This is a genomic window from Arthrobacter sp. 10T44, assembly GCF_056393885.1.
In genome coordinates, this window is the sequence record NZ_JBFTGT010000003.1 from 136,254 (window position 1) to 161,925 (window position 25,672).

Here is a 25,672-nt window from a genome sequence, read left to right on the forward strand (position 1 = left end):
CATAATGGAGCGCATGCGACGGACATCTTTGGGGATCCTGGCCGCCTTCCTGGCACTGGCGGCCACGGCGTGCACCGTCACGCAAAAGGACCCGGACTACGTCCCGCCGGCCCCGCTGCCCGCCCTGGAGCAGCTCAAGCAGGCACCCCTGACGGACCCGGCGACATTGGGAGCCGGCCAGGACTCCCTGAGCTTCGTCACCGCGGACCGCAACATCGTTTGTTCACTGACCTCGGCCCGGGGCGAGCACGTCAACCTGCCCTATGAACAGAACGGCTTCGGCGGCAGCGGGAACGGCAAGTTCGCGACCGTGCCGGTGGCCCACTGTGAGCTCGGCGCCTACCCGAAGCCGTCCGCCAAGGACATCCGCGACGACTGCGCCGGCACCGGACTCGGCTACCTGGGCGGCACGGCCCTGCTGACCCCGGCCGAGGCGGTTTACGGGGAGTGCCGCTCCGGCGTCACACAGCAGGAAACCGAATTCGGCCCCAAAGGCACCCGCAACGGTCCGATCTCGCAGCTTCCCGTCCTCGAGGATGGGAAGAACGTCGAGCGCAACGGCCTCCGCTGCTCCGCCTACAACGGCGGTGTAGCCTGCGGAAACGTCTCCGCCGGCGTCGCCTTCTTCGTTGCGCGCGACCGTTACGAGCTGATCTTGCCGGCCCCCAAGGCGGCCTCCGCGGCGCCGTCGGAGGCCCCAAAAACCCCGTAATCTAGCGGTTTTTCTACGCTCAATAGAATAGTGTCCTTACTCACATAACAGGTAGTCTGGGTCGGGCTGGTCCAAACGAAGGACTAGAGTTCGAAAGAGGAGCATTGCGCCGTGTGGCTCGTTTCCAAGCTTGTCGCAGGGTGCGTTTATTCCGCAGCCCGGTAACCGCGAGTACGTGGGGTCCGGCTGTACAGAAACTACTTCGACGTAGAAGGACACTAAACCGTGGACCTGTTTGAATATCAGGCGCGCGATATGTTCGAGGCGCACGGTGTACCCGTGCTTGCTGGCATCGTGGCGCACACCCCTGAAGAAGCAAAGGCAGCTGCCGAGAAGATCGGCGGCGTAACTGTCGTCAAGGCACAGGTTAAGGTCGGTGGCCGCGGCAAGGCCGGCGGCGTTAAGGTCGCCAAGACTGCCGATGAGGCACTCGAGCACGCCACCAACATCCTCGGGATGGACATCAAGGGCCACACCGTCAACAAGGTGATGATTGCCCAGGGTGCCGACATCGCCGAGGAATACTACTTCTCCGTCCTGCTGGACCGGGCCAACCGCAACTACCTGGCCATGTGCTCGGTTGAAGGCGGCATGGAAATCGAGCAGCTCGCCGTCGAGCGCCCGGAAGCCCTGGCCAAGATCGCGATCGACCCGGCCGTCGGCATCGACCAGGCCAAGGCCGACGAGATCGTCGCCGCCGCGGGCTTCGCCGAGGAACTGCGCGGCAAGGTCGCCGCCGTGATCCTCAAGCTCTGGGACGTGTTCAAGAAGGAAGACGCCACCCTCGTAGAGGTCAACCCGCTGGTCAAGACCGGCGCCGGCGACATCGTTGCCCTGGACGGCAAGGTCACCCTCGACGAGAACGCCGACTTCCGCCACCCGAAGCACTCCGCCCTTGAAGACAAGGACGCTGCGGACCCGCTCGAGGCCAAGGCCAAGGCGCAGGACCTCAACTACGTCAAGCTCGACGGCGAGGTGGGCATCATCGGTAACGGTGCCGGCCTGGTCATGTCCACGCTCGACGTTGTCGCCTACGCCGGCGAGAACCACGGCAATGTCAAGCCCGCCAACTTCCTGGACATTGGCGGTGGAGCTTCCGCCGAGGTCATGGCTGCGGGCCTCGACGTCATCCTGGGTGACGAGCAGGTCAAGTCCGTCTTCGTCAACGTCTTCGGCGGCATCACCGCCTGTGACGCTGTCGCCAAGGGCATCGTCGGCGCACTGGCCGAGCTGGGCCACTCCGCGAACAAGCCGCTGGTCGTCCGCCTCGACGGCAACAACGTCGAGGAAGGCCGCCGCATCCTGGCCGAGGCCAACCACCCGCTGGTTACCCTGGCCGCCACCATGGACGAGGGCGCCGACAAGGCTGCCGAGCTCGCCAACGCAGCTAAGTAAAGGGACACGACTATGTCTATTTATCTGAACAAGGACTCCAAGGTCATCGTCCAGGGCATCACCGGCGGCGAAGGCACCAAGCACACCGCCCTGATGCTCAAGGCCGGCACCAAGATTGTCGGCGGCGTCAACGCCCGCAAGGCCGGCACCACGGTCCTGCACGGCGATAACGAGATCACCGTCTTCGGCACCGTCAAGGAAGCCATGGCCGAGACCGGCGCCGACGTCTCCATCGTCTTCGTGCCGCCGGCGTTCACCAAGGACGCTGTCGTCGAAGCCATCGAGGCCGGCATCGGCCTGGTCGTCGTCATCACCGAAGGCGTGCCGGTCCAGGACTCCGCCGAATTCTGGGCGCTGGCCCAGTCCAAGGTCGACGCCGACGGCAAGCAGGTCACCCGAATCATCGGACCGAACTGCCCCGGCATCATCACCCCGGGCGAGGCCCTGGTCGGCATCACCCCGGCCAACATCACGGGCAAGGGCCCCATCGGCCTGGTCTCCAAGTCGGGCACCCTGACCTACCAGATGATGTACGAACTGCGTGACCTGGGCTTCTCCACCGCCATCGGCATCGGCGGCGACCCGGTCATCGGCACCACCCACATCGACGCCCTCGAAGCTTTCGAAGCTGACCCGGAGACCAAGGCGATCGTCATGATCGGCGAAATCGGCGGCGACGCCGAAGAGCGTGCAGCCGACTACATCAAGGCCCACGTCACCAAGCCGGTCGTCGGCTACGTGGCCGGCTTCACCGCCCCGGAAGGCAAGACCATGGGCCACGCCGGCGCCATCGTCTCCGGCTCCGCGGGCACCGCCCAGGCCAAGAAGGAAGCCCTCGAGGCTGCCGGCGTCAAGGTCGGCAAGACGCCGTCCGAGACCGCCAAGCTGCTGCGCGAAGTTTACGCGGCACTCTAGGCACCAGCACCAAGGCAACGCGGGGTCACTTGCGGCCCATTCCACTCGGTGGGATGGGCGCGAAGTGACCCCGCGTTTCTTCGTTGAGGCACGACGGCGGCGAGGACCGCCGCCGTCCGTCTAGTAGTGTTTAGGAAAGGCAAAGTGCGCGCTTGGGTGCGCGCAGGCAGGGGATCACGATGGCAGAAACGCGACGGACGCTGGTCGACGTCGTCGTGGACAAAGTCCTCGAGTACATCCTCAGCGGCCAGATCAAGGCCGACGACGCCCTCCCGCCGGAAGCCGACATCGCCAAGGAGTCAGGGGTCAGCCGCCTGACCGCCCGCGAAGCGATGAAGGTCCTCAAGGCGCAGGACGTTGTCTACGTGAAGCGGGGCCTGGGCACCTTCGTGAATCCGCCCGAACGCTGGACCGGCCTGGACGCGATCATGCGGGCAGCGTCAAGGGGGGTGGCTTCGGACCAGGTGGCACTGCGCCTGCTTGAGGTCCGCCGGATGGTCGAGACCGGCGCCGCCGAACTCGCGGCCTCACGCCACAGCCAGGCCGACCTCGCCGCCATGACGGAAAGCGTCGAACTGATGGAGGCCGCGCACCACTCGGGCGACGTCGACGCGCTGACCCTGGCGGATATCTCCTTCCACGACACCGTGCTGCGGGCCTCCGGCAACCCGTTCGTGCCCGCCCTGCTCGGCCAGCTTTCGACGCTGCTCTACGCCATGCGGCGGGAGACTTCCGCGTTCCCGGATGTGCAGCGGCACGCGATCCACCACCACAAACTGGTACTGGCCGCCATTGCCGCCGGCGAGCCCGGCGCCGCGCGCTCCGCGATGGACGCCCACATCACCCAGACCTTCGAGGACTACGAACGCTACCTCGCGGTCTCCAGCCGCGGCGCCGCCGCCAGCTGACCCGCGCGGGCGCTGCCCCGCGCCGCGAGCTGACCCGCGCGGGCGCTGCGCCGGTTTCGATCCCGCCCGGCTGTTTTACCAATCCTGTTGACGCTGTCCTTTCGTGTGATTAGAATCTCATACAGATATCAGACATCTGATATCTACTTTCGACAAACGATCGCCGCCAGCCAAAGGAGTCTTCATGCGCGCGCACGTCCCTTCCCAGGGCACCCTGATCACCGGTGGAGGCCCGCGATGACCTCCCTGACTGCAGCTCCGGCCCTGAGTGAACTGGGCCAGACCACCCTCCGCAAGGTCCGCCGGCGGCTCATGCCGCTGATTGTCCTGCTGTACTTCGTTGCCTATCTGGACCGCAACAACGTCGGCTTCGCCAAACTTGGCATGCAGGGCGACATCGGCCTCACCGAAGCCGCCTACGGCCTCGGCGCCGGCATCTTCTTCCTCGGCTACGCCCTGCTGGAAATCCCCAGCAACGGCGGCATGTACCGCTACGGCGCCCGCAAGTGGATCGCCCGCATCCTGATCAGCTGGGGCATCTTCGCCACCGCCATGTTCCTGGTCAACGGCGAGACCACCTTCTACATCATCCGCTTCCTGCTGGGTGCGGCCGAAGCCGGATTCTTCCCGGCCATCCTGTTCTACCTGACCCTCTGGTTCCCCGCCGCGCAGCGCGTGACCGTCCTGGGCATCTTCATCCTGGCCCAGCCGATCTCCAACGCCCTCGGCGCGCCGGTGTCCGGCATGCTTCTGGGCCTGGAAGGCGTTGCCGGGCTGCACGGCTGGCAGTGGCTGTACATCATTGAAGGCATCCCGGCGATCGTGCTGGGCCTCATCACGCCCTTCGTCATGACCGACCGCCCGGAGCACGCCAAGTGGCTCAAGCCCGAAGAGTGCGACTGGCTCGCCACCACCATGAGCAAGGAACTGGCCGACAAGCAGAAGTCCGGCAACCACAACTTCCTCGCCGGCCTCAAGGACCCCCGCACCCTGGCCTACTCGGCCCTGTACTTCGGCCTGGTCTGTGGCATCTACGGCCTGGGCCTCTGGATGCCGACCATCGTGAAGGCGCTGGGCAAGTTCGACACCGTCCAGGTGGGCTTCATCGTCTTCATCCCGTACGCCATCGCCGCGGTGTTCGTCTACTTCTGGAGCAAGCGCTCGGACCGCACCGGCAACCGGGTCTGGCACGCCAGCGTCAGCATGGTGATTGCCGCCGTCGGCCTGCTCGGCGCCGGCTACCTGCTCCCGGTCAACGCGGTCCTCGCCATGGTCTTCCTGACCCTCGCAGCGATGGGCATCTACTCGGCGATCGCCCCCTTCCTGGCTATGCCGTCCGCGGCGCTGACCGGTGCCGCAGCAGCGGCCGGCCTCGCCATGGTGAACTCGCTCGGCAACCTGGGCGGCTTCGTCGCCCCGTACATCGTCGGCATCCTCAAGGACGCCACGGGCAACAGCCAGAGCGGCCTGACCTTCCTGGCAGCCTGCCTCGCGATCACCGCCGTCGCCACTTATCTCTACGCCCGCAAGCGTCCGGAAGGTGTCTCCGCCCCCCGGGCGACCGCCCCCGCCGCAGACAGCCATTAGGAACCACTCATGACACAGAGCACTTTCCCCGCCGAACGCACCGTCGTCCTGACCGGCGCCGCCTCCGCCCGCGGCATCGGCCGCGCCACGGCCGACCGGCTGGCCCGCGACGGCTGGTCGATCGCGATCCTGGACATCAACGCCGAGGACGCCAAAGCCGCCGCAGCCGAGATCGGCTCCAACCGGGCCGTCAAGGCGATCGGCGTCGGCGCCGACGTCTCGGACGAGGCCTCGGTGGACCGGGCCATCACCGAGGTCGAGGAGTCGCTTCCGCCCATCGTCGGCCTGGCCAACCTCGCCGGCATCAGCTCGCCGACGCCGTTCATGGAGACTTCCGTCGCCGAATGGGACAAGGTCTTCGCGATCAACATGCGCGGCACCTTCATCGTTTCGCAGCGGGTCCTCAAGGGCATGATCGAACGCCGGCTCGGCCGGATCGTCAGCGTTTCCTCGATCTCCGCGCAACGCGGCGGCGGAACGTTCTCCAAAGTGGCCTACAGCGCCTCGAAGGCCGGAATCCTCGGCTTCACCCGGGCACTGGCCCGCGAAGTCGGAGAGTTCGGCATCACCGTCAACGCGGTGGCCCCGGGCCCGATCGACACCGACATCATGGGCGGCACGCTGAGCGAGGAGCGCAAAGCCGCCATGTCCGAGGGCATCATGATGGGCCGGGTCGGCACCCGCGACGAAGTCGCGGCGCTCATGGCCTTCCTCCTGAGCGAGGACGCCGGCTACATCACGGCCGCCACCTACGACATCAATGGCGGCCTGCAGGTCTCCTGACCTCCCGGCGCCTCTGGAAGTGCCGTGCGGTTCCGGCCGCACGGCACCCGGAAGGATCACAGCATGACCCACGAAACCTACCCCGCCGGCCATCCCACTGCACACCCAAGCGCCCCGGCCGGGCCCGCACCCGCCCCTGAACCCTTGCGCCTGGCCGATGGCCGGCAGCGGATCCGCGACTACCGCGCCGCAACCGGACGGCGGACCGCAGTGCTCGACGACGACCCGACCGGTTCGCAGTCCGTGCACGGCGTCTCCGTCGTCACCGTGCTCGAGGCAGACGAGTACGCCGCGGCCCTTGCACGGCCGGAGTCGACCTGCTTCATCCTGACCAACACCCGCAGCCTCGACGAGGCCGACGCGGTCGCCCTGAACCAGGCGGCCGGCCGGGCCCTGTTCGAGCTCGAGGAGCGGCTCGGTGCGCCTCTGGACCTGGTCAGTCGGAGCGACTCAACCCTCCGCGGCCATGTCATGGCCGAAATCCGCACCCTTGACGCCGTCCGGCGCGAGGTGACCGGGCGCGGGTTCGACGGCGTCCTGCTGGCCCCGTCCTACTTCGAAGCCGGACGCTTCACCGCCGGGGATGTGCACTGGGCCATGGTGGGCGGGGAACCCGTCCCGGCCGGGGAAACCGAGTTCGCCAAGGACGCGACCTTCGGATACCGGTCCTCCGACCTGAAGGATTTCGTCGCGGAGAAAAGCGGCGGCACCGTCACGCCGGAGCAGGTGCTCAGCATCAGCCTCGAGGACATCCGCCACGGGGGAGAGGACCGGGTCGCGGAGATCCTGCGCTCGGCCAGCGATCTGCAGCTCATCATCGTCAACGCCACCGAGTTCGCGGACCTGGAAATCGTCGTCCTCGGCCTGCAGCAGGTCCAGCGCGAAGGCAAAGTGTTCCTGCACCGCACCGGGCCGTCCTTTGTCCGTGCGCTCGCAGGGCTCGATCCCAAGCCGACCCTGCAGGCGCAGGACATCTGGCCCGACGGCCGCCCGGCCGGCCACGGGCTCGCCGTCGTCGGTTCCCATGTGGGCCAGACGGCACGCCAGGTCGCTGCGGCGCAGGCCCGGGGCGGCGTGACCGAGGTCGAACTGTCCGTCGCCGAGCTCGTCAATCCGGCGGCGCGCGGTGCGCACATTGCAGACACCGCGGCCCGGGTGGTCAGCGCCGTCGCCGACTCCGACGTCCTGCTCTACACCTCGCGGTCGCTGCTCAAGGGCGCCGACGCTGCCGCCAGCCTGGAGATCGCCCGCAGCGTATCCGCGGCCCTGATCGAGGTAGTCCAGGCCGCCCTTCCCGCCCAGCCCGTCTGGGTGATCGCCAAGGGCGGCATCACCTCGCACGACGTCGCCGTGCGGGGCCTCGGAATCAGGCGGGCCACCGTGCTCGGCCAGCTGTTCCCCGGCATGGTCTCGGTGCTCCGGCCCGACGACGCCGCCCCGGGCGTGCAGGGAATGCCGTACGTCGTTTTTGCGGGCAACGTCGGCGACGAGAACGCGCTCGCCGACACCATTGAACTCTTCCGCGGCGCCACGTCCGCGGCACCAGGAAAGGAAGTAACCCCATGACCAAGGTCGGATGGATCGGGCTGGGCGCGATGGGCGGACCGATGGCGGTCGTCCTTGCCGAAGCCGGACACGAGGTCGCCGCCTTTGACGTTGCCGAAGGCCGGGCGCAGTCGCTGGCAGTTCCCGGCCTGACACCGGCGGCCACGGCCAAGGAGGCGGTGGCCGAGGCCGACGTCGTCGCCCTGATGGTCGCGACGCCGGCCCAGGCCGACGCGGTGCTCTTCGGCGTGGACGACCTCGCTGCGGCCCTGCGCCCGGGCACCGTGGTCCTCCTGATGGCCACCGTCGGTCCAGCCGCGGTGGTGTCGCTGGCTGAGCGGCTGGCGGCGTTCGACGTCGAACTGGTGGACGCCCCGGTTTCCGGCGGTACCAAGCGCGCCGCCACCGGCGAGCTGCTGATGATGGTCAGCGGCTCCGAACGGGCCCTGGCGGTGGTGCGGCCGCTGCTGGACGCGATGGCAAGCTCTGCCCCCGTGGTGGGTGCGAACGTTGGCGACGGTCAGAAGGTGAAGCTCGTCAACCAGCTGCTGTGCGGCGTCCACATCGCCGTGGCCGGGGAGGCCCTGGCCTTCGCCGAGGCCCTGGGCCTGGACCCGAAGCAGACCTGGGAGGTGCTGCGTTCGGGCGCCGCGGCATCGTTCATGTTCGATGATCGGGGCTCCCGGATGGTGGACCCGGACAACACCGAGGTCCGCAGCGCCCTGGACATCTTCGTCAAGGACATGGGGCTTGTGGTCGAGGCGGCGCGGGAAAGCACCTACCCGGCTCCGCTCGCCGCCGCGGCCGAGCAGCTCTACCTCAGCGGCCGGCGTAAGGGGCTCGGCCGGCGGGACGACTCTTCAGTGATCGAGGTGCTGCGCGGGCACTAACGTTGACTGCCGGCGGGCCGGGGGAGTGTTCAGCCCCCGGCCTGGCTGATGGTGAAGGCCGCCAGGAAGCCCACAGCTGCAATGAGGCCCGTCAGGACATGGTGTTCCTCGAAAGCCTCCGGGATCATGGTGTCGGCAAGCATGGCCAGAATCGCGCCGGCGGCGATTGCGGTGATGAAGGCGACCATCTCCGCCGGAGCGTTTTGCAGGCTGGCATAGCCGATCAGCGACGCCAGTCCGGAGATGAGGGCAATGCCTCCCCACACGCCAAAGACGTACCCGGCGCTGCGGCCGGATTTTTTCATCCCCGCTGTGCTGGATAGCCCTTCGGGGACGTTGGAGATGAACACAGCTGCGAGCACGGCCGTGCTGACCGATCCTCCTGAGACGAGACCGAGCCCCAGGACGACGGATTCGGGAATCCCGTCCAGTAAGGCTCCGATGGCGATCGCGGTGCCGCTGCCCGGCTTGTCCTTTTCAGAGGGTTGCTTTCCGCCGGAGCGTTTCCTGTGTTTGGCTCCTCGCCGGGCCAGCAGCGCGTTCGCCCCAACGTAGACCAGTGCTCCGGCAAGGAATCCCGCCACGGTCGGCCAGAGACCGCCGCCCTTTTCGGCTTCATCGACGAGGTCAAACGACAGGGCGGAGATGAGGACTCCGGCCCCAAAAGACATGATGGAGGAGACGACTTTGGGGGCGATCGTCCACTTCCAGGCAATGGCCGAACCCAGAACCAGCGCTGCGCCCGCCACAGTTCCCCATAGCAGGGCCTGCACCCATGTGGGCATCTTGTTCCACCTTCCATTCTTTCCATCACGATGACGCCATGGCCTGCACGGCGCAGCGACCCGGCGCGCCGCAAGGCGACCCAGTCACCACTGAGCGCTGCCGCACCTCGATCATGACAATATAAGCATGCTTTCTAAGTTGCGCCGTCGCCGGTCCCGGCGACGGTATAGCCGGGGGAGCGATCCCGGAAAGGCTTACGGCCGGCGTCCCGCGGGGCGGGGCGGCTATAGGATTCCAGTATGGCAATCAAGGATCCGGCCGCACGCGGCGTCAGCAGGCAGGTCCTCGCCGACCACGTCTACGAAGCGCTTCTCATCGCCTTGATGGACGGCCGGCTCGAAGCCGGCACCCCGGTCAGCATCGACGGGATGGCCCGGGAACTGGACGTCTCGCCGACGCCCGTGCGCGAGGCGCTGGCCCGGCTGGAAGCCACCGGCATGGTGCGCCGGACCGCCCTGCGCGGCTACCGGGTGGCGCCGCTCTTCACCGCGGACGAACTGGCGGACCTGATGGACGCGCGCCTGGTGATCGAACCGGCCAACGCCTTCATGGCCTGCAGCCACGCCGACGCCGACCTCACCGCCCAGCTAGCGCAGGCCATCGACGACCTCAAAGCCGCGCCCCGGGGGCCGTCCTTTTCCGAGTTCCGCGCCTACTGGGAGGCCGACGAACGGTTCCACCGGCTCATCGCGGAGCACGCGGACAACCAGTTCCTTCTCTCCGCGTACAACGCGCTCGGCGGACAGGTGCAGCGCTTCCGCTTCTTCGGCGGGCTCGGCGTCACCGACGCCGACTTCGCGATCGCGGAGCACACCGAGATCCTGCGGGCCTTTGAGGCCGGCGACGCCGACCTGGCGCGGAAGAAGATGATCGCGCACATCGAAGGCGTCAAGCAGCGTTCCCAGCACGACAGCGAAGTACACGACAGCGAAGTGCGCAGCTAGGCCAAACCCGCCGGCTACGCCGGGCGACGGCACCCTCCGCTGCCCGCTGCCCGCTGCCCGCTGCCCGCTGCCCGGCCCCGGCCTCCGGTTCGGCCCGCGTCCCGATCCACAAAAACCCTTGACAAGCTTTCCTATCGGGTGAATCCTATAGGAAATGTGATTCAAGATTTGGAGTGACAATGTCGTACACCGCCGAAAACTGGCCCATCACCGCGGCCCTGCTGCAGTTCCCGGGCGTCCGGCCCGACGGAACCTCCGTCCAGGATGCCCCCGCCGCCGAGTGGCAGCGCGTGTTCGAGGAAGTCGCGGACGCGGGCTTCGCCAACGCCGACCTGACCGACAGCTGGGTGCGTCCGGGGGACCTGAGCCCGGCCCGGCTGGATGAACTCACGGCCGCAGCCCGCCACGCCGGAATCGGCCTCCCGGCCATCTCGGCCATCCGCCGCAGCGTGATCGACGAGGCCGACTGGGAAGACAACCTGGCCTACACCCACCGCACCCTCGACGCCGCCGCGCAGCTCGGCTGCGAGGTCGTGTCGATCGGCCTGCACCAGGCCCTGACTCCCGCCCAGCGCGAACAGCTCTGGTTCTGGACCGTCCAGGGCCACCAGGACCCGGTGGGGGACAAGGAAACCTGGCAGAAGGCTGTCACCCGGATCCGCGAAGTCGGCCGGCACGCGGCCGAGCTCGGGCTCCTGGTCTCCCTGGAGATGTATGAGGACACCTACCTCGGAACCGCCGACTCGTCGGTGCAACTGGTCCAGGACATCGGCCTGTCCAATGTCGGGCTCAACCCGGACATCGGCAACCTGATCCGCCTGCACCGGCCGATCGAGGACTGGCGGGAAATGGTCCACAAGACGCTGCCGTACGCCAACTACTGGCACGTCAAGAACTACGTCCGCGACGAAAACCGGGCGAAAGACCAGTACGTCGCCATGCCCGCACCGATGGAATCCGGTCTGATCAGCTACCGCGAGGCCTTCCACTTCGCCATCTCCGTCGGCTTCCAGGGCATCATCTGCACCGAGCACTACGGCGGGGACGGCCTCAGCGTCACCGCCGCCAACCAGGACTACCTGCGCCGCCAGGTCCTGCCCAAACGCGACGGGTACGCGCTCGGCACTTCCCTGGTGGCCCAGGGCCGGCAGCTCCCGGCGGCCGTCCCCGCACTCTAAACCGGCGGGGCCCCACGGGTCCTGCCGTCTGTTCCAGCCGCTCCAACCGGTTCAACGAGGAATCATGACCAAGATATTTGACGATCCCGCAAGCTTCGCGGACGACGCCCTGGACGGCTTCGCCGCCGCCCACCGCCGGTACGTGGCACGGGTGGATGGCGGCGTTGTCCGCTCCACCGAGACGCCGGCAGGCCAGGTCGCGCTCGTGATCGGCGGGGGATCCGGGCACTACCCGGCCTTCGCCGGCCTCGTCGGCGCCGGACTGGCCGCGGGCAGCGCCTGCGGAAACATGTTCGCCTCGCCATCCGCGGGCCAGGTCTACCGCGTGGTCAAGGCCGCGGAGTCCGGAGGCGGTGTGCTCCTGAGCTACGGCAACTACGCCGGGGACGTGCTGCACTTCGGCCAGGCGCAGGACAAGCTGAACGCCGAGGGCATTGAGACCCGCACCGTGCTGGTGACCGACGACATTGCAAGCGCCCCGCTCGAGGAGATCGCCAAGCGCCGCGGTATTGCCGGGGACCTGACGGTCTTCAAGGTTGCCGGGGCCGCCGCCGAGGCCGGGCTGGACCTGGACGAGGTGGAACGGCTGGCAGTCAAGGCCAACCACCAGACTCGCTCGCTGGGCGTCGCCTTCGCCGGCTGCACCCTTCCGGGCGCCGCGGAACCGCTGTTCACGGTGCCAGAGGGCATGATGTCCGTGGGCCTCGGCATCCACGGCGAACCCGGGATCTCCGAACAGCCGTTGCCGACGGCCAGCGAACTGGCAGCACTGCTGGTGGACGGATTGCTCAAGGACAAGCCGGAAACCGCGGGCCGCCGCGTGGTGCCGATCCTCAACGGCCTCGGCACGGTCAAATACGACGAGCTGTTCCTCCTGTTCGGGAAGATCGAGGCCCTGTTGACCGCCGCGGGACTTGAGATCGTTGAACCGGAATGCGGCGAGCTCGTCACCAGCCTGGACATGTCCGGACTTTCGTTGACGCTGTTCTGGCTGGACGCGGAGCTGGAAAAGTTCTGGTCCGCACCGGCCGACACCCCCGCCTTCCGCAAGGGCAACCTGGCTCCGCGCCGGGCCCGGACCCTCTCCGCGCAGGCCGACGCCGCAGCAGCGCCCGCGCTGGCTGCCACGGCGGCGTCGACCTCGCTGGCCGCCACCGCCGTCGGCGTGCTCAAGGTGGCCCAGTCGGTCGTCGTCGAACACGAGGAAGCCCTCGGCAAACTCGACGCGATCGCCGGCGACGGCGACCACGGCATCGGCATGCGCCGCGGCGTGGACGCCGCCGTCGCCGCGGCCGAACAGTCGCACGCGGCCGGCGCCGGACTGGAGGAACTCCTCACGGCGGCCGGCGAACAGTGGGCCGAACGCGCCGGGGGCACCTCCGGAGCGCTCTGGGGCGCCGCGGTCACCGCCGTCGGCCGGGCCCTCGGCAGCAAGGACGCCTACACTCCGGCGGACGCGGCCGCCGCCGTCGACGCCCTCCGGGACGCCATCATCACCCTCGGCAAAGCCGAAGCGGGAGACAAGACGATGGTGGACGCGCTGCTTCCCTTCGCTGACGTTTTCAACCGGGCGATCGACGACGGCGGCGGCGTGGCCCGCAGCCTGCGGACCGCGGCCGACGCGGCCGCCCAGGCCGCCGAAGCCACGGCGTCGCTCAGCCCCAAGAAGGGCCGGGCCAGGCCGTTGGCCGAGAAGAGCCTGGGCCACCCCGACCCCGGGGCCGTGTCATTTGGCCTGATCGCCGGCCGGGTGGCCGACTACGCAGCCTCCATCGAACGCAGCTGAAGGAGAAATCCCTTGTCACACGAGACACAGAGTCACAGCACCACCGACCCCCAGCCCGGCTGGCGGATTGTCGTCGGCAACGACGAGGCCGGCGTCGAATACAAGAACGCCCTGCGCGAACTGCTCGAGGCGGACCCCCGGGTCGCGTCCGTGGAGGACGTCGGCGTCGGACCGGACGACAGCACCGCCTACCCGCACCTGGCCGTCGCCGCGGCCCGCAAGGTCGCCGCTGGCGAGGCCGACCGGGCCCTGCTGATCTGCGGCACCGGACTGGGCGTGGCCATCTCGGCCAACAAAGTCCCCGGCATCCGTGCCGTCACCGCGCACGACAGCTACTCCGTGGAACGCTCCGTGCTGTCCAACAACGCCCAGGTGCTGACCATGGGCCAGCGCGTCATCGGCCTGGAACTGGCGAAGAAACTCGTCGGCGAATGGCTGGGCCACCGCTTCGACGACACCTCCGCATCCGCGGCCAAGGTGGACGCAATCCACTCCTATGAAGGAGCCCCGGAAGGAATTGAAACCACATGACCCCTCGTAACATCGCCGTCGTCGGTTCCGGCTACATGGGCGGCGGAATCGCGCAGGTGCTGGCCCTCGCGGGAGCCCGCGTCGCCCTCGCCGACGTCTCCGCCGAGATCGCCCAGAGGAACTACGAGCGGCTGCTCAAGGAATCCGACGAGTTCGTCGCGGCCGGCCTGTTCCCGGCCGGCTCCACCGAACGGCTGAAGGAAAACCTCTGGGCCGCGAAGGACATCGAAGAGGCCGTCGCGGACGCCGAATACATCGAAGAAGCCGTACCCGAGGTCCTGGAGATCAAGCACGGCAACCTGGGCCGGATCAGTGCCGCCGCCCGGCCGGACGCCATCATCGGCTCCAACACCTCCACCATCTCCATCGCGAAGCTCGCCGAAGTCGTGGTGAACCCGGAGCGCTTCCTGGGCGTCCACTTCTCCAACCCGGCGCCGTTCATCCCGGGCGTGGAAGTCATCCCGCACGCGGGTACCTCCGAGGCCGCCGTGGAAGCCGCACGCGCGATCGTGGCGGAGACCGGCAAGGAAACCGCGACCGTCAAGGATGTCACCGGCTTCGTGCTCAACCGGCTGCAGTACGCCCTCTTCCACGAGGCCGCGCAGGTTGTGGAGGAAGGCATCGCCACGGCCGAGGATGTGGACACCATGGTCCGCACCACCTTCGGCTTCCGGCTGCCGTTCTTCGGGCCGTTCGCGATCGCGGACATGGCCGGGCTCGACGTGTACGCCTTCTGCTACAAGTCCCTGCAGACCGGCTTCCCCGAGCGGTTTGCCACGCCGCAGATCCTCCAGGAAAAAGTCGACGCCGGCCAGCTCGGAACCAAGACCGGCTCCGGCTTCCTCAACGTCCCCGCCGACCGGACCGCCGCCCTGGTGGCCTACCGGAACAAGGCCTACGTCGCCATGCAGAAGCTCATCGAGGAACTGGGCCCCGCGCCCCTCGCCTGACAACCCCCTCACCCTAACCTCCCAAGGAAACCTCCATGACCTCATTCCCCACAGACCGCACCGTGATCGTGACCGGAGCCGTCTCCGAGCGCGGCATCGGCCGGGCCACGGCGGACTACCTCGCCGAACGCGGCTGGAACATCGGCGTGATCGACCTGGACGACGCCGCCAGTAAGGCCCTGGCCAAGGAACTGGCCGAAAAGCACGGCGTGCAAGCCCACGGCGCCGGCGCCAATATCGGCGACGAGGCCTCGGTCCGCGCCGCGATCGACGAGATCGAGGCCGAACTGCCGCAGCTCGTAGCGCTGGCCAACGTCGCCGGGGTGAGCTCTCCGGTGCCCTACCTGGAACTCGACGCCGCCGAGTGGGACCGGGTGCTCAACATCAACATGAACGGCGTGCACTACGCCACCCGCCGGGCGGCCGAGTCGATGGTAAGGCACCGGCTCGGCAGGATCGTCAACATCTCCTCCGTCTCCGCCCAGCGCGGCGGCGGAACCTTCAGCAAGACCCCGTACTCCGTGGCGAAGGCCGGCGTCATCGGTCTAACCCGTGCCACCGCCCGCGAACTGGGCGAGTACGACATCACCGTCAACGCCATCTCACCCGGTCCGATCGATACCGACATCATGGGCGGGACGCTCAGCGAGGAACGCAAGGATGAGCTCGTCAAGGACCTGGTGGTGAACCGCGTGGGCAGCACCCGCGACATTGCGGCCGCGATCCACTTCCTGATCGGCGAGGACGCAGGCTACATCTCCGGGCAGACGCTCAACGTCGACGGCGGCCTGTACATGCACTGACGGCTCCCGACCGCGGGAGCCAGCAGAAACCGCGGGCCGCCGGCCCGCGGGGGAACCACCCCACCTCATCACTCGAAGGAGAGTGCTGTGTCCGTAACCACCGCTACATCCAAGGAGCTTCTGGCCCGTCCGGTCCTGAAGTCCGCGATCTCCAAGGCGGCCCGCCGGCTCATGCCGATGCTGGTCATTCTGTACGTCGTTTCGTTCCTGGACCGGACCAATGTCGGCTTCGCCGAGGCCGCCCTGGGTGCGGACAAGGGCGTGTCCGCTGCGGCCTTCGCCCTTGGTGCCGGCATCTTCTTCATCGGCTACGCGATCTTCGAGATTCCCAGCAACCTGCTGCTCAAGAAGGTGGGCGCCAAGATCTGGCTGGCCCGGATCGCGATCACCTGGGGCATTGTCTCGGCCTGCTTCGCCTTCGTGCAGGGCGAGACCTCGTTTGTGGTCCTGCGCTTCCTGCTCGGTGTGACCGAGGCCGGGCTCTTCCCGGGCGTGATCATGTACCTCGCCGAATGGTTCCCTAACAAGGTGCGCGTGCAGATGTTCGCCATCTTCTACCTGGCCCAGCCGTTCTCCCAGATGATCGGCAACCCGCTCTCCGGCTGGCTGATCAACATCGGTGACCAGGTTCCGGGACTGCGCGGCTGGCAGGTCATGTTCTTTGTCGAGGGCCTGCTCGCCGTCCTGGCCGGCATCGCGGCCTTCTTCTTCCTGATCAACGGTCCGGCCAAGGCTAAGTTCCTCAGCAGCGAGGAGAAATTCGCGCTCAAGGAAGTCATGGCGCTGGAGGACAACATCAAGGACGAGCACGGCCCCCGCGGCATCCTCGCCGCCATGCGCAACGGCCGGGTCTGGTACTTCACCGCGATCTACTTCTGCCTGCAGATCGCGGTCTACGGCGTGACGTTCTTCCTGCCGCAGCAGGTCTCGTCCCTGACCGGGCAGAAGGTGGGCCTCGCCGTCGGCCTGCTGATCGCCGTGCCCTGGTTCTTCGGCATCTTCTCCTGCTACTTCATCGGCAAGGCCGCCAACACGGTGGCCAAACGGCGCAAGTTCGGCACCGCGCTGTTCATCTCGACCGGCCTGTGCATCTTCGGCTCGGCCTGGGCCGGCACCAACCACCAGCCGGTGCTGGGCATGATATTCATTACCCTGGCGGTCTGCAGCTTCCTCGCGGTCGGCCCGGTGGTGTGGTCCTACCCGACGGCGTTCCTCGCCGGCTCCGCCGCGGCGGCGGGCATCGGCCTGATCAACTCGCTGGGCAACCTGGGCGGCTTCGTCGCCCCGATCCTGCGGACGGCGGTGAACGAGGCCACGCATTCGCCCACGGGTTCGATGGGCGTCTACGCCCTGGGTGTGCTGCCCTTCGTGGCGGCGGCGATGATGTTCGCCACCCGGCGGTTCAGCAACAAGGCGGACGAGCTGCTGGACTAGATCCGGTCCGGCCGCCCAGCCCCAGCTAAAGGAGACCCATGAGCCGCACCTCCGGCACCAGCGCCGCCGTCGACCCCCTGTACATCGGTGTCAGCACCAAGATGTACCTGGGTTATCAGGAAAGCCTGCGCTGGCTCTCGGAGGTGCGCGCCGTGGTGGACGCCCGGCCCGCCCTGGCCGCGGGCCGGGACGTCCGGGTGTTCGTCATCCCGTCCTTCCCGGTCCTGGCCGAGGCCGGGAAAATCCTGGCCGGCTCGCCGGCGCTCCTTGGCGCACAGAACTGCGCCTGGGGGGACGGGGCGCTGACCGGGGAGGTCAGCCCGGGCATGCTGGCCGAACTCGGCGTCTCGCTGGTGGAGCTCGGCCATGCGGAGCGCCGGGCACTGTTCGGCGAGAACGACGACGTCGTGGCCCGCAAGGTCCGGGCAGCCGTCGACGCCGGGCTCACGCCGCTGCTCTGCATCGGCGAGCCCGGCACGTTGGGCCCCGAGGAGGCCGCGGCCTTCTGTTTGCGCCAGGTCCGGGCCGCGACCGGGGGCGACGAGTCGCTGACGCCCCGTCTGGTCCTGGCCTACGAACCGGTCTGGGCGATCGGGGCGGACCAGCCCGCCGCGCCCACGTACGTCAACGCGGTGGTGCAGCTGATCCGCCAAGGGCTCGGCGCGCCGTGTCCCATCATTTACGGCGGCAGCGCCGGACCCGGGCTGCTGCCGCAGCTGGCGTCCGCCGACGGGTTATTCCTGGGGCGCTTTGCGCACGACGCCTCGAACCTCGGCCGGGTGCTGGACGAAGCGCTTCAGACCTTCGCGCCGGCCAGCAGCTCTTCGAGCCGCTCGTAGCCCTCGGTCAGGCCACCTTCCATCCCGGACTGCGCCATGCCGTCACGGGCTTCCATGCTGGGGTAGACGGCATGCGCACTCAGCCGGGTGCGGCCGCCGCCGAGGTCCCGGAAGGTGAGGAACTCGATGCTCACCACGTCCGGGTAGCCGCCGTATTCGAAGGTCTGGACCGCGAAGTCGTTCTCCCGGACGGTGTGGAAGACGCCGCTGAACCGCGCGACGCCGTCGGGCCCCGTGTGCGTGTAACGGTAGCTGCCGCCGGTGCGGAAGTCGTAGTGGTCCACGTCCATGGTGATCCGCCGGGGGGCGAGCCACTGGGCGACGAGTTCCGGTTCCTTGTGGGCCCGGAAGACGTCCGCCACGGGAAAGTCGAACTCCCGCTCGAAGTCGATGAAGGGCAGTCCTTCCGGAACCGTGAGTTTCAGGGCGTTGCTCATGATGAGTCCTTTGCCTGGGTGCCGCGCGCGGCGGCCTGGGGTCGGAGCACGGCGTCGAGGCTGCGGAACTGCTCCTCGCGGACCAGCCGGTACTGGTCGATCCAGGCGGTGAGCGCCTCCAGCCGTGCGGGGTTCAGGTGGACGGGCCGGCGCTGGGCGTCCCGCGTTCGCGTGACGAGCCCCGCCTGCTCGAGGACCTGGATGTGCTTCGAGACCGCCTGCTTGGTGATCGCGAAGGGTTCCGCCAATTCGTTGACCGTGGCCGGGCCCCGGCTGAGCCGGGCGATGATGCGGCGGCGGACGGGATCGGCAAGCGCCAGGAAGGCGGTGTCGAGGTGTTCGTCGTCGGCCATGTGGTCAAGCTCCGTTATTCAACTGCCGGTTATTCAACTGCCATTATTCAATGCATACGTTGATCAACCTACTGGTTGTTTAAGGCTAGCCCTGACCCTGCGGGCTGGCAAGAGGTTCAGACTGCCGCGTGCAACCGGGGGAGCGCGTCCACCAGCGGGGCGAGCTCCGGAACCTCCTGCGCCTGGGCCAGGGCGCGCTCCAGCGTGTGGTCGTGGACGGGCCGCGCCTGCTCCAGTAGCTCGACGCCGCTGGGCGTGAGTTCGGTGTAGATCCCGCGGCGGTCGTCCGCGCACAGGATCCGGGTGAGCAGGCCGCGCTCCTCGAGCCGGTTGACCAGCCGGGTGGTGGCGCTGGGGCTCAGGGCCGTGGCCCGGGCAAGCTGCTGCATCCGCATGTGCCAGCCGTCCTGCCGGCTCAGCGCGTCCAGCACCGTGTACTCCACTACCGAGAGCTGCGCCTCGCTCTGCAGCGAGCGCTCCAGCTCCGCTTCGATCAGCCCGTGCAGCGCCGCGAGGGTCCGCCAGCCTTGCGCCCGGACCTCGACGGCGTCGTCTTTGATGCCCATCTGTTGTGCTCCCTTTCAGCTCGGGCAGCCGCGCTCCGAACGGCGAAGTACGGACAGCCCACAAAAGTAGTTGCTTGCGCGCTATAGTTGCGTGTGCAACAATAAATAACGCGTCTGCAACTACTAGCTTACGCTTCGCACATCCCCCCGTACAGTTTTGAAGGAGCTCAGCCATGCCTATCGGCCTGATAGCACTCGCCCTCGGCGGGTTCGGAATCGGACTCACCGAGTTCGTCATCATGGGCCTGCTGCCTCAAGTGGCCGCAGACTTCCGCGTCACCGAGGCCACCGCCGGATGGCTGATCTCCGGCTACGCGCTCGCCGTCGTGGTGGGAGCGCTGCTCCTGACCGCCGCAGTGTCGCGCTTCGAACGCAAACCTGTCCTTGCGGTGCTCATGGTGCTGTTCATCGCGGGCAATCTCGTCTCCGCGGTCGCGCCGGACTACGCCCTGATGATGGTCGGCCGGATCATTGCCGCACTGGCCCACGGCGCGTTCTTCGGGATCGGCGCGGTAGTGGCCGCCAGCATGGTCGCCCCGAACAAGAAGGCCGGCGCCATCGCCATCATGTTCACCGGGCTGACGGCGGCCAACGTCCTGGGCGTGCCGTTTGGCACCATGCTCGGCCAGGCCGCCGGCTGGCGGTCCACGTTCTGGGCCATCACCGGGATCGGCGTACTAGCCCTCGTGGGAATCCTTGCCCTGGTGCCGAAGACCGGGGCGGGTGAAGCTGCCGCTGGCGGACTGCGGGGCGAACTCCGGGCCTTCCGGTCCGGCCAGGTCTGGCTGTCCATCTTCGTGACCATTCTCGGCTACGGCGGCATGTTCGGCGCCTTCACCTACATTGCGTTCACCCTCACCGAGGTCACCGGCTTCTCGGCGGCCACCGTGCCGTGGCTGCTGATCATCTTCGGCGTGGGCCTCTTCATCGGCAACACCGTCGGCGGCAAGGCAGCGGACCGGAACGTGGACCGCACCCTGCTCGTGGTGCTGGCCGCCCTCGTCCTGGTGCTCGTCGTCTTCGCCCTCACCTCGGCCAACCAGCCGATGACCATCGCCTCCATGGTGCTGCTGGGCGGCTTCGGCTTCGCCACCGTGCCCGGGCTGCAGATGCGCGTCATGAAGTACGCCGACAGTGCGCCCACCCTGGCCTCCGGCGCCAACATCGGCGCGTTCAACGTCGGCAATGCCCTGGGCGCGTGGATGGGCGGCGTGACCATCACGGCCGGCCTCGGCTACACCTCGCCGATCTGGGCGGGCGCCGGAATCACCCTGCTGGGCCTGGTCGTGATGGCGTTCGCCGCCGGTGCTGCCAAGAAGGGCGACGGCAAGGGTTCCGCCAAGCACGACGCCGGACGCCTCGCGGCGGCCGTGGCCGGGCCGGCTGCCAGCGACACTAAGGACGCGCGGGAAGACGCCGCGCTGCAGCGGCTCTAACCAGCGGCCGCCGCACGGCTCCGGCAGAGCTCCACGAAGGCGCGGAACGGGGCCTGCCGCTCCTCGGCGGGAAGCTCAAGGGCCTCCGGATGCCACTGCACCGAGGCCACCCAGCGCTCCGGATCTTCCAGGGCCTCCACCGTCCCGTCGTCGGCCACCGCCGTCACCACAAGTCCCTCGGCCACGCGGGCCACGGCCTGGTGGTGGCCGGAGGCAATCTTGACCGTGACTGCGGCTGCAGCGCCGGACCCCGCGGCGGGTCCGGTGTTGCCGTACAACCCGGCCACCTTCGAGCCTCCGGCGATCCCGACCTCGTGCCAGGCCCACGGGCCCGAGCCATGGACGGGATCCGGCTCGCGGTGCGACACGGTGCCCGGGTCCATGTCCTGGATGAGGGTTCCGCCGTAGAGCACATTCAGGAGTTGGTGCCCGCGGCAGATGCCCAGCACCGGCAGTCCGGCGTCGATGCACTGCCGGGCCACCGCGAGATCCAGCTCGTCCTGCTCCTGGTTGACGTCGTAGCAGGTTCCGCTGTCCTCCTCCCCGTAGAGCCGGGGGTCCAGGTCGCCGCCGCCCGGAAGCACGACGCCGTCGAGCCCGCCAAGTCCCCCGGCGCTGGTCAGCGGCACGGGCTCGCCGCCGCCCTCGCGCACCAGCTCAACAATGTAGTCAAATAGTCCGTTGGCCTCGCCCACCCTGGGATCGGGGTCCAGGGAGCTGCTGAGCCGGACCGGAAGGCCGATGCGGGGGCGGCCGCCGGAGGGCCGTGCTGGAATCTGCATGACTCATTTTGCACCACCGGTTCCACATCGCAACGCAGGGCTAGGATTGCCGGATGACCAACAGATATCTCGTGTCCCGCAGCCGCTTCATCGCGGCCGCTCCGGAAGCCATCTTCGAAGTGCTTGCCACACCCGCACTGCACAGCGTCATCGACGGCTCGGGCACAGTGAAGGGTGCCCAGCCGCGCGGTCCCGAACGGCTGGCGCTCGGCGCGAAGTTCGGCATGGAAATGAATATCAAGATGGACTACAAGATCCTCAACACGGTCTGTGAGTTCGAGGAGGGCCGGCGGATCGCGTGGCGGCACTTCGGCGGCCACGTCTGGCGCTACCTGCTGAATCCGGTCGCCGACACCGCCGGAAATCCGGGCACCCTGGTCACCGAGCAGTGGGACGCGCGGGAAGTGCGGGCCAGGATTCTCCTCCGCTTGGCCGGGTACCCCCGCCGCCACCCGGCCAGCATCGAGCAGACCCTCGCCAAGCTCGACGCCTACATGACCTCGGAAGCCGCAGCCGGGTCCGGACCCGCCCCGGACCAGCTTCACTAGGGCCGCCCGATGAGCGCCGCCCGCAGCCTGCATCCGAGTCCGCGCACCCTTGAGGTCGAAAGCGCCGGCAGTTTCGACCGGCTGGTGGCGGCAGGCGCGCGGTCCATGCACGGCTGGCACGTCCAGTCGCTGGACCTGCGTGGCCGCCGGGAGCCGCTGGAGTCCCTCGACGCGCAGGGTGCCATCTTCCTGGGCTGCACCTTCGATGAGGGCGTGGAAGATTCACTGCGCGGCCGCGGCGCCCTGATCTTTCCCAAGCTGGAAAAGGTCCCGTTCAACCCCTACCGCGGCCGGCTCTACACGCCGCAGGAGCTCTACGCGGGCATAGCGGAGGCCCGCTACGAGGACACCCTGGACGCCAGGGTCTACCAGTGGAGCATCCGCCCGGGCCAGCGGCACCGCCTGGACGCGACGCTCGCGGCGGCCCTCCATGACCACTCGATCGGTGATGCGCTCGAAGAGCTGACCCGGTCGGAGCTGTGCCTTGGCCGAACCATGGTGGGCGTCATGGGTGGCCATGCCGCGAGCCGCGGCTCGGCCGGCTTCACCGAGGCAGCGCTGCTGGGCCGCCTGCTGGCGCGGAACGGAAGGGTGGTCGCCACCGGCGGCGGCCCGGGCACCATGGAAGCGGCTAACCTGGGCGCCTACCTCAGCGCGGCGGACGAAACGGATTTCCAGCAGGCGCTGACTGAGCTCGCCGTCGTGCCCGGCTTCCGGCCCTCGGTGTCGGCATGGGCGCGGGCAGCGGCCGCCGTCGTCGAACGCCATCCGGACGGCACGCCGTCGCTGGGGATTCCCACCTGGTTCTACGGCCACGAGCCGCCCAACTTCTTCGCCACGCACATCGCCAAGTACTTCGCCAACGCGATCCGCGAGGCCGTCCTGCTCGAGCTGTGCAACGGCGGGATCATCTTCCTGCCGGGATCCGGCGGCACCGTGCAGGAGATCTTCCAGGACGCCTGCGAAAACTACTACGGCGCCCCGGAGACCATCACGCCCATGGTGCTGGTGGGCGAGGAGCACTGGCTGCGCAGGTTCCCGGCCTGGCCCCTGCTGCAGAGCCTGGCCGCGGGCCGGCGGATGGAAAACCGGATCTTCCTGGTGGACACGGTCGACGAAGCCCTCGCGGTGCTGGAACGCTAGGAGCCCGCGGCGCTCAAGGGGCCGGCGTGCCCAGGGGCCTAGAGGTCCTTGCGGCAGGGGGCGTGGCCCAGCTCGTAGAGGCCGTTCAGGTCCCCGGCGGCCAGCCCGTCCGGCGCGCCGATCTCGGGGTACATCAGCTGCGTGGGGTCGTCCACATGTTCCAGGCCCATCACGTGGCCCAGCTCATGCAGGATCACCGCCGTGGCATACGCCGAGCTGTCCCCGCGGTCCAGGTCCTGCGTGATCTGCGGCGCGTCCAGTTCCAGGCTGCCGGTGACGAAGCTCTTGGGGCCGTCACCGAAGCTGAAGTGGGTGCTGCCGCCGGTGCCGATCACGGCACCCTTGAGTTGCGGCGCCTGCTCCGGGGTGGTCCAGGCGATCAGCAGGGGAGCCCAGCGCTCGCCGTATCTCGCCTTCTGGTACGGCGCGCGGGACTGGGACGGGGCCTCCGTGGTGGGGCCGTCGTTGACGAACTTGATTCCGGTCGCCTCGGAGATGGTCCTGATCGCGTTTTCCACCAGCGGCCCGGCGCCCCTGGGGGCCAGGGCGGAGTTGACCACATAGTGCAGGGGCCGGCAGGGGGAGTAGCCCACCGGGCCGCCGTCGGCGTTGGTGGCCAGGAACTTATAGGACTTACTGGCGGACGGCGGCGTCTGCGGCTGTCCCAGGGGCTGGTCCTGCTCCTCGTAACCGGGCGGTGGAACAGCCATTTGCGATCCGTCTTCGGGGATTCCGGCTTTCCTGCCCGCCGGACTGGCCGTCGGGTGGCTCGCCGGGGCGCTGGCCGGCTTGGCGTCGGCTCCGCCGTTGAACTCGAAGAGCCCGACAAAACGCGGGTCGCCGTACACCAGCCCGGCCGACAGGAAGGCCGCTCCGGCGATCAGGATGACAGCCGCAAGGTTCCGGACCACCCTGACGGCACTGCGGGCGCGGCTGTGCCGCGGGGAGCGGTCCCGGAACCCGGGATCGTCCACTAGGCGACCACCGCGCCGAACACCATGCCCAGAAGATAAGTAACAGCGGCCGCACCGATGCCGATGGCGAGTTGGCGGAATGCGCGGCTGGCCGGGGAGGTGCCGGAGAGCAGGCCGACCACGCCGCCGGTCAGCAGGAGCGCGATCCCCACCAGGACGGCGGAGACCACGAGGGCGGCGATCCCGGTCATGCCCAACAGGAACGGGATGATCGGCACGATTGCGCCGGAGGCGAAGAAGCAGAAGCTCGACGCCGCGGCACTCCAGGCTGTGCCCACGGCCTCGTGCTGGTCCTCCGTTTCGGGAAGCTCCGGCCGCAATGAAAGGCTCGGATCGCAGTCGCAGTCCAGCAGCCCCATGCGCTCGGAGACGCGGTGCTCGGCCGCCTCCCGGGACATGCCGCGGGCCAGGTAGACGAGCAGGAGTTCGTTGTGTTCGATGTCCAGCGACGGCGCCGCCGCGAGCGTGACCTGGGTGGGGCGGGTGGCGGCCAGCAACTCACGCTGGGAACGCACGGAGATGAACTCGCCGGCTCCCATCGACAGGGCCCCGGCCAGCAGGCCGGCCACACCGCTGAGCAGGACCACGGAGCTGCCCACGCCGGAGGCGGCCATGCCCATGACGAGGGAGAGGTTGCTGACCAGCCCGTCGTTGGCGCCGAACACCGCGGCGCGGAAGCTCCCGGCGAGGCGGTTGCGGCCGCGCGTGGCCAGCCCGCGGACTACTTCCTCGTGAATCTGCTCGTCGGCGACCATGGCCGGCGTGGCGTTGGGGTCGTTCGCATACGGGGAGCGGCTCTCGGCGCGCTGCGCCAGGGCCAGGACAAACACAGAGCCGAAATGCCGGGCCAGGAAACCGAGGAACTGGCTGCGGAGCGAGGCGGGGCGCGGCCGGCCGGCATGTTCGCCGAGGAGCTGCAGCCAGTGCGCCTCGTGGCGTCCCTCGGCTTCGGCCAGGGCGAGCAGGATGTCGCGTTCCTCGCCGCTGCGGTTCTGTGCGAGGTCGCGGTAGACGGATGCCTCGGCGCGTTCGTCGGCGAGGTACTGCCGCCAGCGCTTGATGTCCGCCGAGGTGGCGGCGGGACTTGCCGTGAGGCTTGCCGCCGGGCGCGGCGGGGATCCCGCGGCGGGGCTGTGGGCAGAATGGTTTGGGTCAGATGGGGCGTGCTGAGACACGTAAACTCCTGGGCTTGATGGGGCATGGTTCGGCCCCATTGCGACTCCAGCGTACCCCGTAATTCCGCGGATTTTCGGCTGGCAATCCTCAGTGGAAAGTTTCGGTACGCCGTAAAGTAAGCACCCTTACTGCCCGGCGGCGTCCGGGCAGGACGGCCCTTGACCCCCACCGCCGGCGGTGTTCGAATAAAGGTCAGGGCGGGTTCTTCGGCAGGCCCGTCCGGCCGTTTCCAGGCGTGAGCCTGAGGGCCCGGGCGGCTTGAAGACCACTG

The 25,672-nt window shown here is 68.4% G+C and carries 26 protein-coding genes; 19 read left to right on the plus strand and 7 right to left on the minus strand.

All coding sequences use genetic code 11. The annotated features are described in order from the left end of the window. Positions 1–4 precede the first annotated feature (4 nt). The 8 genes from AC1DBL_RS07195 to AC1DBL_RS07230 all read left to right on the plus strand — a co-directional run bounded on the left by AC1DBL_RS07195 (position 5) and on the right by AC1DBL_RS07230 (position 8,735). Complete coding sequence (locus AC1DBL_RS07195) at positions 5–712, plus strand: hypothetical protein (RefSeq protein WP_441418288.1); 708 nt, start codon at positions 5–7, stop codon at positions 710–712. A gap of 225 nt (positions 713–937) precedes the next feature. Then, complete coding sequence (sucC, locus tag AC1DBL_RS07200; RefSeq protein ID WP_175322051.1) at positions 938–2,107, plus strand: ADP-forming succinate--CoA ligase subunit beta; 1,170 nt, start codon at positions 938–940, stop codon at positions 2,105–2,107. Positions 2,108–2,119: 12 nt separating this feature from the next. Beyond that, entirely contained in the window at positions 2,120–3,022 is a 903-nt protein-coding gene (sucD, locus tag AC1DBL_RS07205; protein WP_441418289.1) for a succinate--CoA ligase subunit alpha, read from the plus strand. Between the two features lie 179 nt (positions 3,023–3,201). Then, positions 3,202–3,930, plus strand: a complete 729-nt coding sequence (locus AC1DBL_RS07210) for a FadR/GntR family transcriptional regulator (RefSeq protein ID WP_441418290.1) — start codon at positions 3,202–3,204, stop codon at positions 3,928–3,930. 237 nt (positions 3,931–4,167) lie between these two features. Continuing rightward, the gene (locus tag AC1DBL_RS07215; protein WP_476925777.1) at positions 4,168–5,517 is read left to right on the plus strand and encodes an MFS transporter; all 1,350 of its coding nucleotides are present in this window, start codon (positions 4,168–4,170) and stop codon (positions 5,515–5,517) included. 9 nt (positions 5,518–5,526) lie between these two features. Next, the gene (locus AC1DBL_RS07220) at positions 5,527–6,300 is read left to right on the plus strand and encodes an SDR family NAD(P)-dependent oxidoreductase (RefSeq protein WP_441418292.1); all 774 of its coding nucleotides are present in this window, start codon (positions 5,527–5,529) and stop codon (positions 6,298–6,300) included. A gap of 63 nt (positions 6,301–6,363) precedes the next feature. Further along, entirely contained in the window at positions 6,364–7,866 is a 1,503-nt protein-coding gene (locus AC1DBL_RS07225) for a four-carbon acid sugar kinase family protein (protein WP_441418293.1), read from the plus strand. Further along, positions 7,863–8,735 (plus strand): NAD(P)-dependent oxidoreductase, encoded by an 873-nt coding sequence (locus AC1DBL_RS07230; protein ID WP_441418294.1) that lies wholly within the window; start codon positions 7,863–7,865, stop codon positions 8,733–8,735. Before AC1DBL_RS07225 ends, AC1DBL_RS07230 begins: the two co-directional genes overlap by 4 nt. Positions 8,736–8,764: 29 nt before the next feature. Here AC1DBL_RS07230 and AC1DBL_RS07235 read toward each other — a convergent pair whose 3' ends face one another. Further along, entirely contained in the window at positions 8,765–9,520 is a 756-nt protein-coding gene (locus AC1DBL_RS07235) for a ZIP family metal transporter (RefSeq protein WP_441418295.1), read from the minus strand. A gap of 240 nt (positions 9,521–9,760) precedes the next feature. On the opposite strand from AC1DBL_RS07235, the gene AC1DBL_RS07240 reads away from it, so the two are divergent. From AC1DBL_RS07240 to AC1DBL_RS07275, 8 genes are all read left to right on the plus strand, one after another. Next, positions 9,761–10,465 carry a GntR family transcriptional regulator gene (locus tag AC1DBL_RS07240; RefSeq protein WP_441418296.1) on the plus strand — a complete coding sequence of 235 codons (705 nt, stop codon included), beginning with the start codon at positions 9,761–9,763 and terminating at the stop codon, positions 10,463–10,465. Between the two features lie 179 nt (positions 10,466–10,644). Continuing rightward, positions 10,645–11,643 carry a sugar phosphate isomerase/epimerase family protein gene (locus AC1DBL_RS07245; protein WP_476925778.1) on the plus strand — a complete coding sequence of 333 codons (999 nt, stop codon included), beginning with the start codon at positions 10,645–10,647 and terminating at the stop codon, positions 11,641–11,643. 64 nt (positions 11,644–11,707) lie between these two features. Then, positions 11,708–13,429: a dihydroxyacetone kinase subunit DhaL gene (gene dhaL / locus AC1DBL_RS07250; protein WP_476925779.1), complete on the plus strand. Its 1,722-nt coding sequence runs from the start codon at positions 11,708–11,710 to the stop codon at positions 13,427–13,429. Between the two features lie 12 nt (positions 13,430–13,441). Beyond that, positions 13,442–13,960: a ribose-5-phosphate isomerase gene (locus tag AC1DBL_RS07255; RefSeq protein ID WP_476893120.1), complete on the plus strand. Its 519-nt coding sequence runs from the start codon at positions 13,442–13,444 to the stop codon at positions 13,958–13,960. Next, positions 13,957–14,910 (plus strand): 3-hydroxyacyl-CoA dehydrogenase family protein, encoded by a 954-nt coding sequence (locus AC1DBL_RS07260; protein WP_476925780.1) that lies wholly within the window; start codon positions 13,957–13,959, stop codon positions 14,908–14,910. Before AC1DBL_RS07255 ends, AC1DBL_RS07260 begins: the two co-directional genes overlap by 4 nt. Before the next feature lie 35 nt (positions 14,911–14,945). Then, positions 14,946–15,713 carry an SDR family NAD(P)-dependent oxidoreductase gene (locus AC1DBL_RS07265; protein ID WP_476925781.1) on the plus strand — a complete coding sequence of 256 codons (768 nt, stop codon included), beginning with the start codon at positions 14,946–14,948 and terminating at the stop codon, positions 15,711–15,713. Between the two features lie 87 nt (positions 15,714–15,800). After that, entirely contained in the window at positions 15,801–17,147 is a 1,347-nt protein-coding gene (locus AC1DBL_RS07270) for an MFS transporter (protein WP_441418301.1), read from the plus strand. Positions 17,148–17,185: 38 nt separating this feature from the next. Then, on the plus strand, positions 17,186–17,986 hold the full coding sequence (locus AC1DBL_RS07275; RefSeq protein ID WP_441418302.1) for a triose-phosphate isomerase family protein: 801 nt from the start codon (positions 17,186–17,188) through the stop codon (positions 17,984–17,986). Here AC1DBL_RS07275 and AC1DBL_RS07280 read toward each other — a convergent pair. The 3 genes from AC1DBL_RS07280 to AC1DBL_RS07290 all read right to left on the minus strand — a co-directional run bounded on the left by AC1DBL_RS07280 (position 17,944) and on the right by AC1DBL_RS07290 (position 19,342). Beyond that, entirely contained in the window at positions 17,944–18,423 is a 480-nt protein-coding gene (locus AC1DBL_RS07280) for an SRPBCC family protein (protein ID WP_476925782.1), read from the minus strand. The two genes, AC1DBL_RS07275 and AC1DBL_RS07280, sit on opposite strands and share 43 nt — an antisense overlap. After that, positions 18,420–18,776 carry an ArsR/SmtB family transcription factor gene (locus AC1DBL_RS07285; protein WP_476925783.1) on the minus strand — a complete coding sequence of 119 codons (357 nt, stop codon included), beginning with the start codon at positions 18,774–18,776 and terminating at the stop codon, positions 18,420–18,422. Before AC1DBL_RS07285 ends, AC1DBL_RS07280 begins: the two co-directional genes overlap by 4 nt. Positions 18,777–18,892: 116 nt before the next feature. Next, entirely contained in the window at positions 18,893–19,342 is a 450-nt protein-coding gene (locus AC1DBL_RS07290; RefSeq protein ID WP_441418305.1) for a MarR family winged helix-turn-helix transcriptional regulator, read from the minus strand. Positions 19,343–19,515: 173 nt separating this feature from the next. Here AC1DBL_RS07290 and AC1DBL_RS07295 point away from each other — a divergent pair, with 173 nt between their 5' ends. Then, positions 19,516–20,778 (plus strand): MFS transporter, encoded by a 1,263-nt coding sequence (locus tag AC1DBL_RS07295; protein ID WP_476893116.1) that lies wholly within the window; start codon positions 19,516–19,518, stop codon positions 20,776–20,778. Here the strand turns inward: AC1DBL_RS07295 and AC1DBL_RS07300 are convergent. After that, complete coding sequence (locus AC1DBL_RS07300) at positions 20,775–21,560, minus strand: gamma-glutamyl-gamma-aminobutyrate hydrolase family protein (protein ID WP_476925784.1); 786 nt, start codon at positions 21,558–21,560, stop codon at positions 20,775–20,777. The two genes, AC1DBL_RS07295 and AC1DBL_RS07300, sit on opposite strands and share 4 nt — an antisense overlap. Before the next feature lie 53 nt (positions 21,561–21,613). On the opposite strand from AC1DBL_RS07300, the gene AC1DBL_RS07305 reads away from it, so the two are divergent. Continuing rightward, complete coding sequence (locus tag AC1DBL_RS07305; protein ID WP_476925785.1) at positions 21,614–22,108, plus strand: SRPBCC family protein; 495 nt, start codon at positions 21,614–21,616, stop codon at positions 22,106–22,108. Between the two features lie 9 nt (positions 22,109–22,117). Next, a complete protein-coding gene (locus tag AC1DBL_RS07310) occupies positions 22,118–23,251 on the plus strand; it encodes an LOG family protein (RefSeq protein ID WP_441418309.1) in 1,134 nt (377 codons plus the stop codon). A 38-nt stretch (positions 23,252–23,289) separates the two neighbouring features. Here the strand turns inward: AC1DBL_RS07310 and AC1DBL_RS07315 are convergent, their stop codons facing one another. Together AC1DBL_RS07315 and AC1DBL_RS07320 are read right to left on the minus strand one after the other, a co-directional pair. Then, complete coding sequence (locus AC1DBL_RS07315; RefSeq protein WP_476925786.1) at positions 23,290–24,225, minus strand: matrixin family metalloprotease; 936 nt, start codon at positions 24,223–24,225, stop codon at positions 23,290–23,292. Further along, positions 24,225–25,400: a VIT1/CCC1 transporter family protein gene (locus AC1DBL_RS07320; RefSeq protein WP_476893111.1), complete on the minus strand. Its 1,176-nt coding sequence runs from the start codon at positions 25,398–25,400 to the stop codon at positions 24,225–24,227. Before AC1DBL_RS07320 ends, AC1DBL_RS07315 begins: the two co-directional genes overlap by 1 nt. Positions 25,401–25,672 lie beyond the last annotated feature (272 nt).

Bases quoted from the DNA above. Each gene is read 5' to 3' on its own strand.
- AC1DBL_RS07215 (WP_476925777.1), top strand. From the start codon at position 4,168: ATGACCTCCCTGACTGCAGCTCCGGCCCTGAGTGAACTGGGCCAGACC.
- AC1DBL_RS07210 (WP_441418290.1), top strand. From the start codon at position 3,202: ATGGCAGAAACGCGACGGACGCTGGTCGACGTCGTCGTGGACAAAGTC.
- sucD (WP_441418289.1), top strand. From the start codon at position 2,120: ATGTCTATTTATCTGAACAAGGACTCCAAGGTCATCGTCCAGGGCATC.
- AC1DBL_RS07275 (WP_441418302.1), top strand. From the start codon at position 17,186: ATGAGCCGCACCTCCGGCACCAGCGCCGCCGTCGACCCCCTGTACATC.
- AC1DBL_RS07230 (WP_441418294.1), top strand. From the start codon at position 7,863: ATGACCAAGGTCGGATGGATCGGGCTGGGCGCGATGGGCGGACCGATG.
- dhaL (WP_476925779.1), top strand. From the start codon at position 11,708: ATGACCAAGATATTTGACGATCCCGCAAGCTTCGCGGACGACGCCCTG.
- AC1DBL_RS07225 (WP_441418293.1), top strand. From the start codon at position 6,364: ATGACCCACGAAACCTACCCCGCCGGCCATCCCACTGCACACCCAAGC.
- AC1DBL_RS07305 (WP_476925785.1), top strand. From the start codon at position 21,614: ATGACCAACAGATATCTCGTGTCCCGCAGCCGCTTCATCGCGGCCGCT.
- AC1DBL_RS07195 (WP_441418288.1), top strand. From the start codon at position 5: ATGGAGCGCATGCGACGGACATCTTTGGGGATCCTGGCCGCCTTCCTG.
- AC1DBL_RS07220 (WP_441418292.1), top strand. From the start codon at position 5,527: ATGACACAGAGCACTTTCCCCGCCGAACGCACCGTCGTCCTGACCGGC.
- AC1DBL_RS07290 (WP_441418305.1), bottom strand. From the start codon at position 19,342: ATGGGCATCAAAGACGACGCCGTCGAGGTCCGGGCGCAAGGCTGGCGG.
- AC1DBL_RS07295 (WP_476893116.1), top strand. From the start codon at position 19,516: ATGCCTATCGGCCTGATAGCACTCGCCCTCGGCGGGTTCGGAATCGGA.
- AC1DBL_RS07235 (WP_441418295.1), bottom strand. From the start codon at position 9,520: ATGCCCACATGGGTGCAGGCCCTGCTATGGGGAACTGTGGCGGGCGCA.
- AC1DBL_RS07260 (WP_476925780.1), top strand. From the start codon at position 13,957: ATGACCCCTCGTAACATCGCCGTCGTCGGTTCCGGCTACATGGGCGGC.
- AC1DBL_RS07285 (WP_476925783.1), bottom strand. From the start codon at position 18,776: ATGGCCGACGACGAACACCTCGACACCGCCTTCCTGGCGCTTGCCGAT.
- AC1DBL_RS07245 (WP_476925778.1), top strand. From the start codon at position 10,645: ATGTCGTACACCGCCGAAAACTGGCCCATCACCGCGGCCCTGCTGCAG.
- AC1DBL_RS07280 (WP_476925782.1), bottom strand. From the start codon at position 18,423: ATGAGCAACGCCCTGAAACTCACGGTTCCGGAAGGACTGCCCTTCATC.
- AC1DBL_RS07300 (WP_476925784.1), bottom strand. From the start codon at position 21,560: ATGCAGATTCCAGCACGGCCCTCCGGCGGCCGCCCCCGCATCGGCCTT.
- AC1DBL_RS07240 (WP_441418296.1), top strand. From the start codon at position 9,761: ATGGCAATCAAGGATCCGGCCGCACGCGGCGTCAGCAGGCAGGTCCTC.
- AC1DBL_RS07310 (WP_441418309.1), top strand. From the start codon at position 22,118: ATGAGCGCCGCCCGCAGCCTGCATCCGAGTCCGCGCACCCTTGAGGTC.
- AC1DBL_RS07265 (WP_476925781.1), top strand. From the start codon at position 14,946: ATGACCTCATTCCCCACAGACCGCACCGTGATCGTGACCGGAGCCGTC.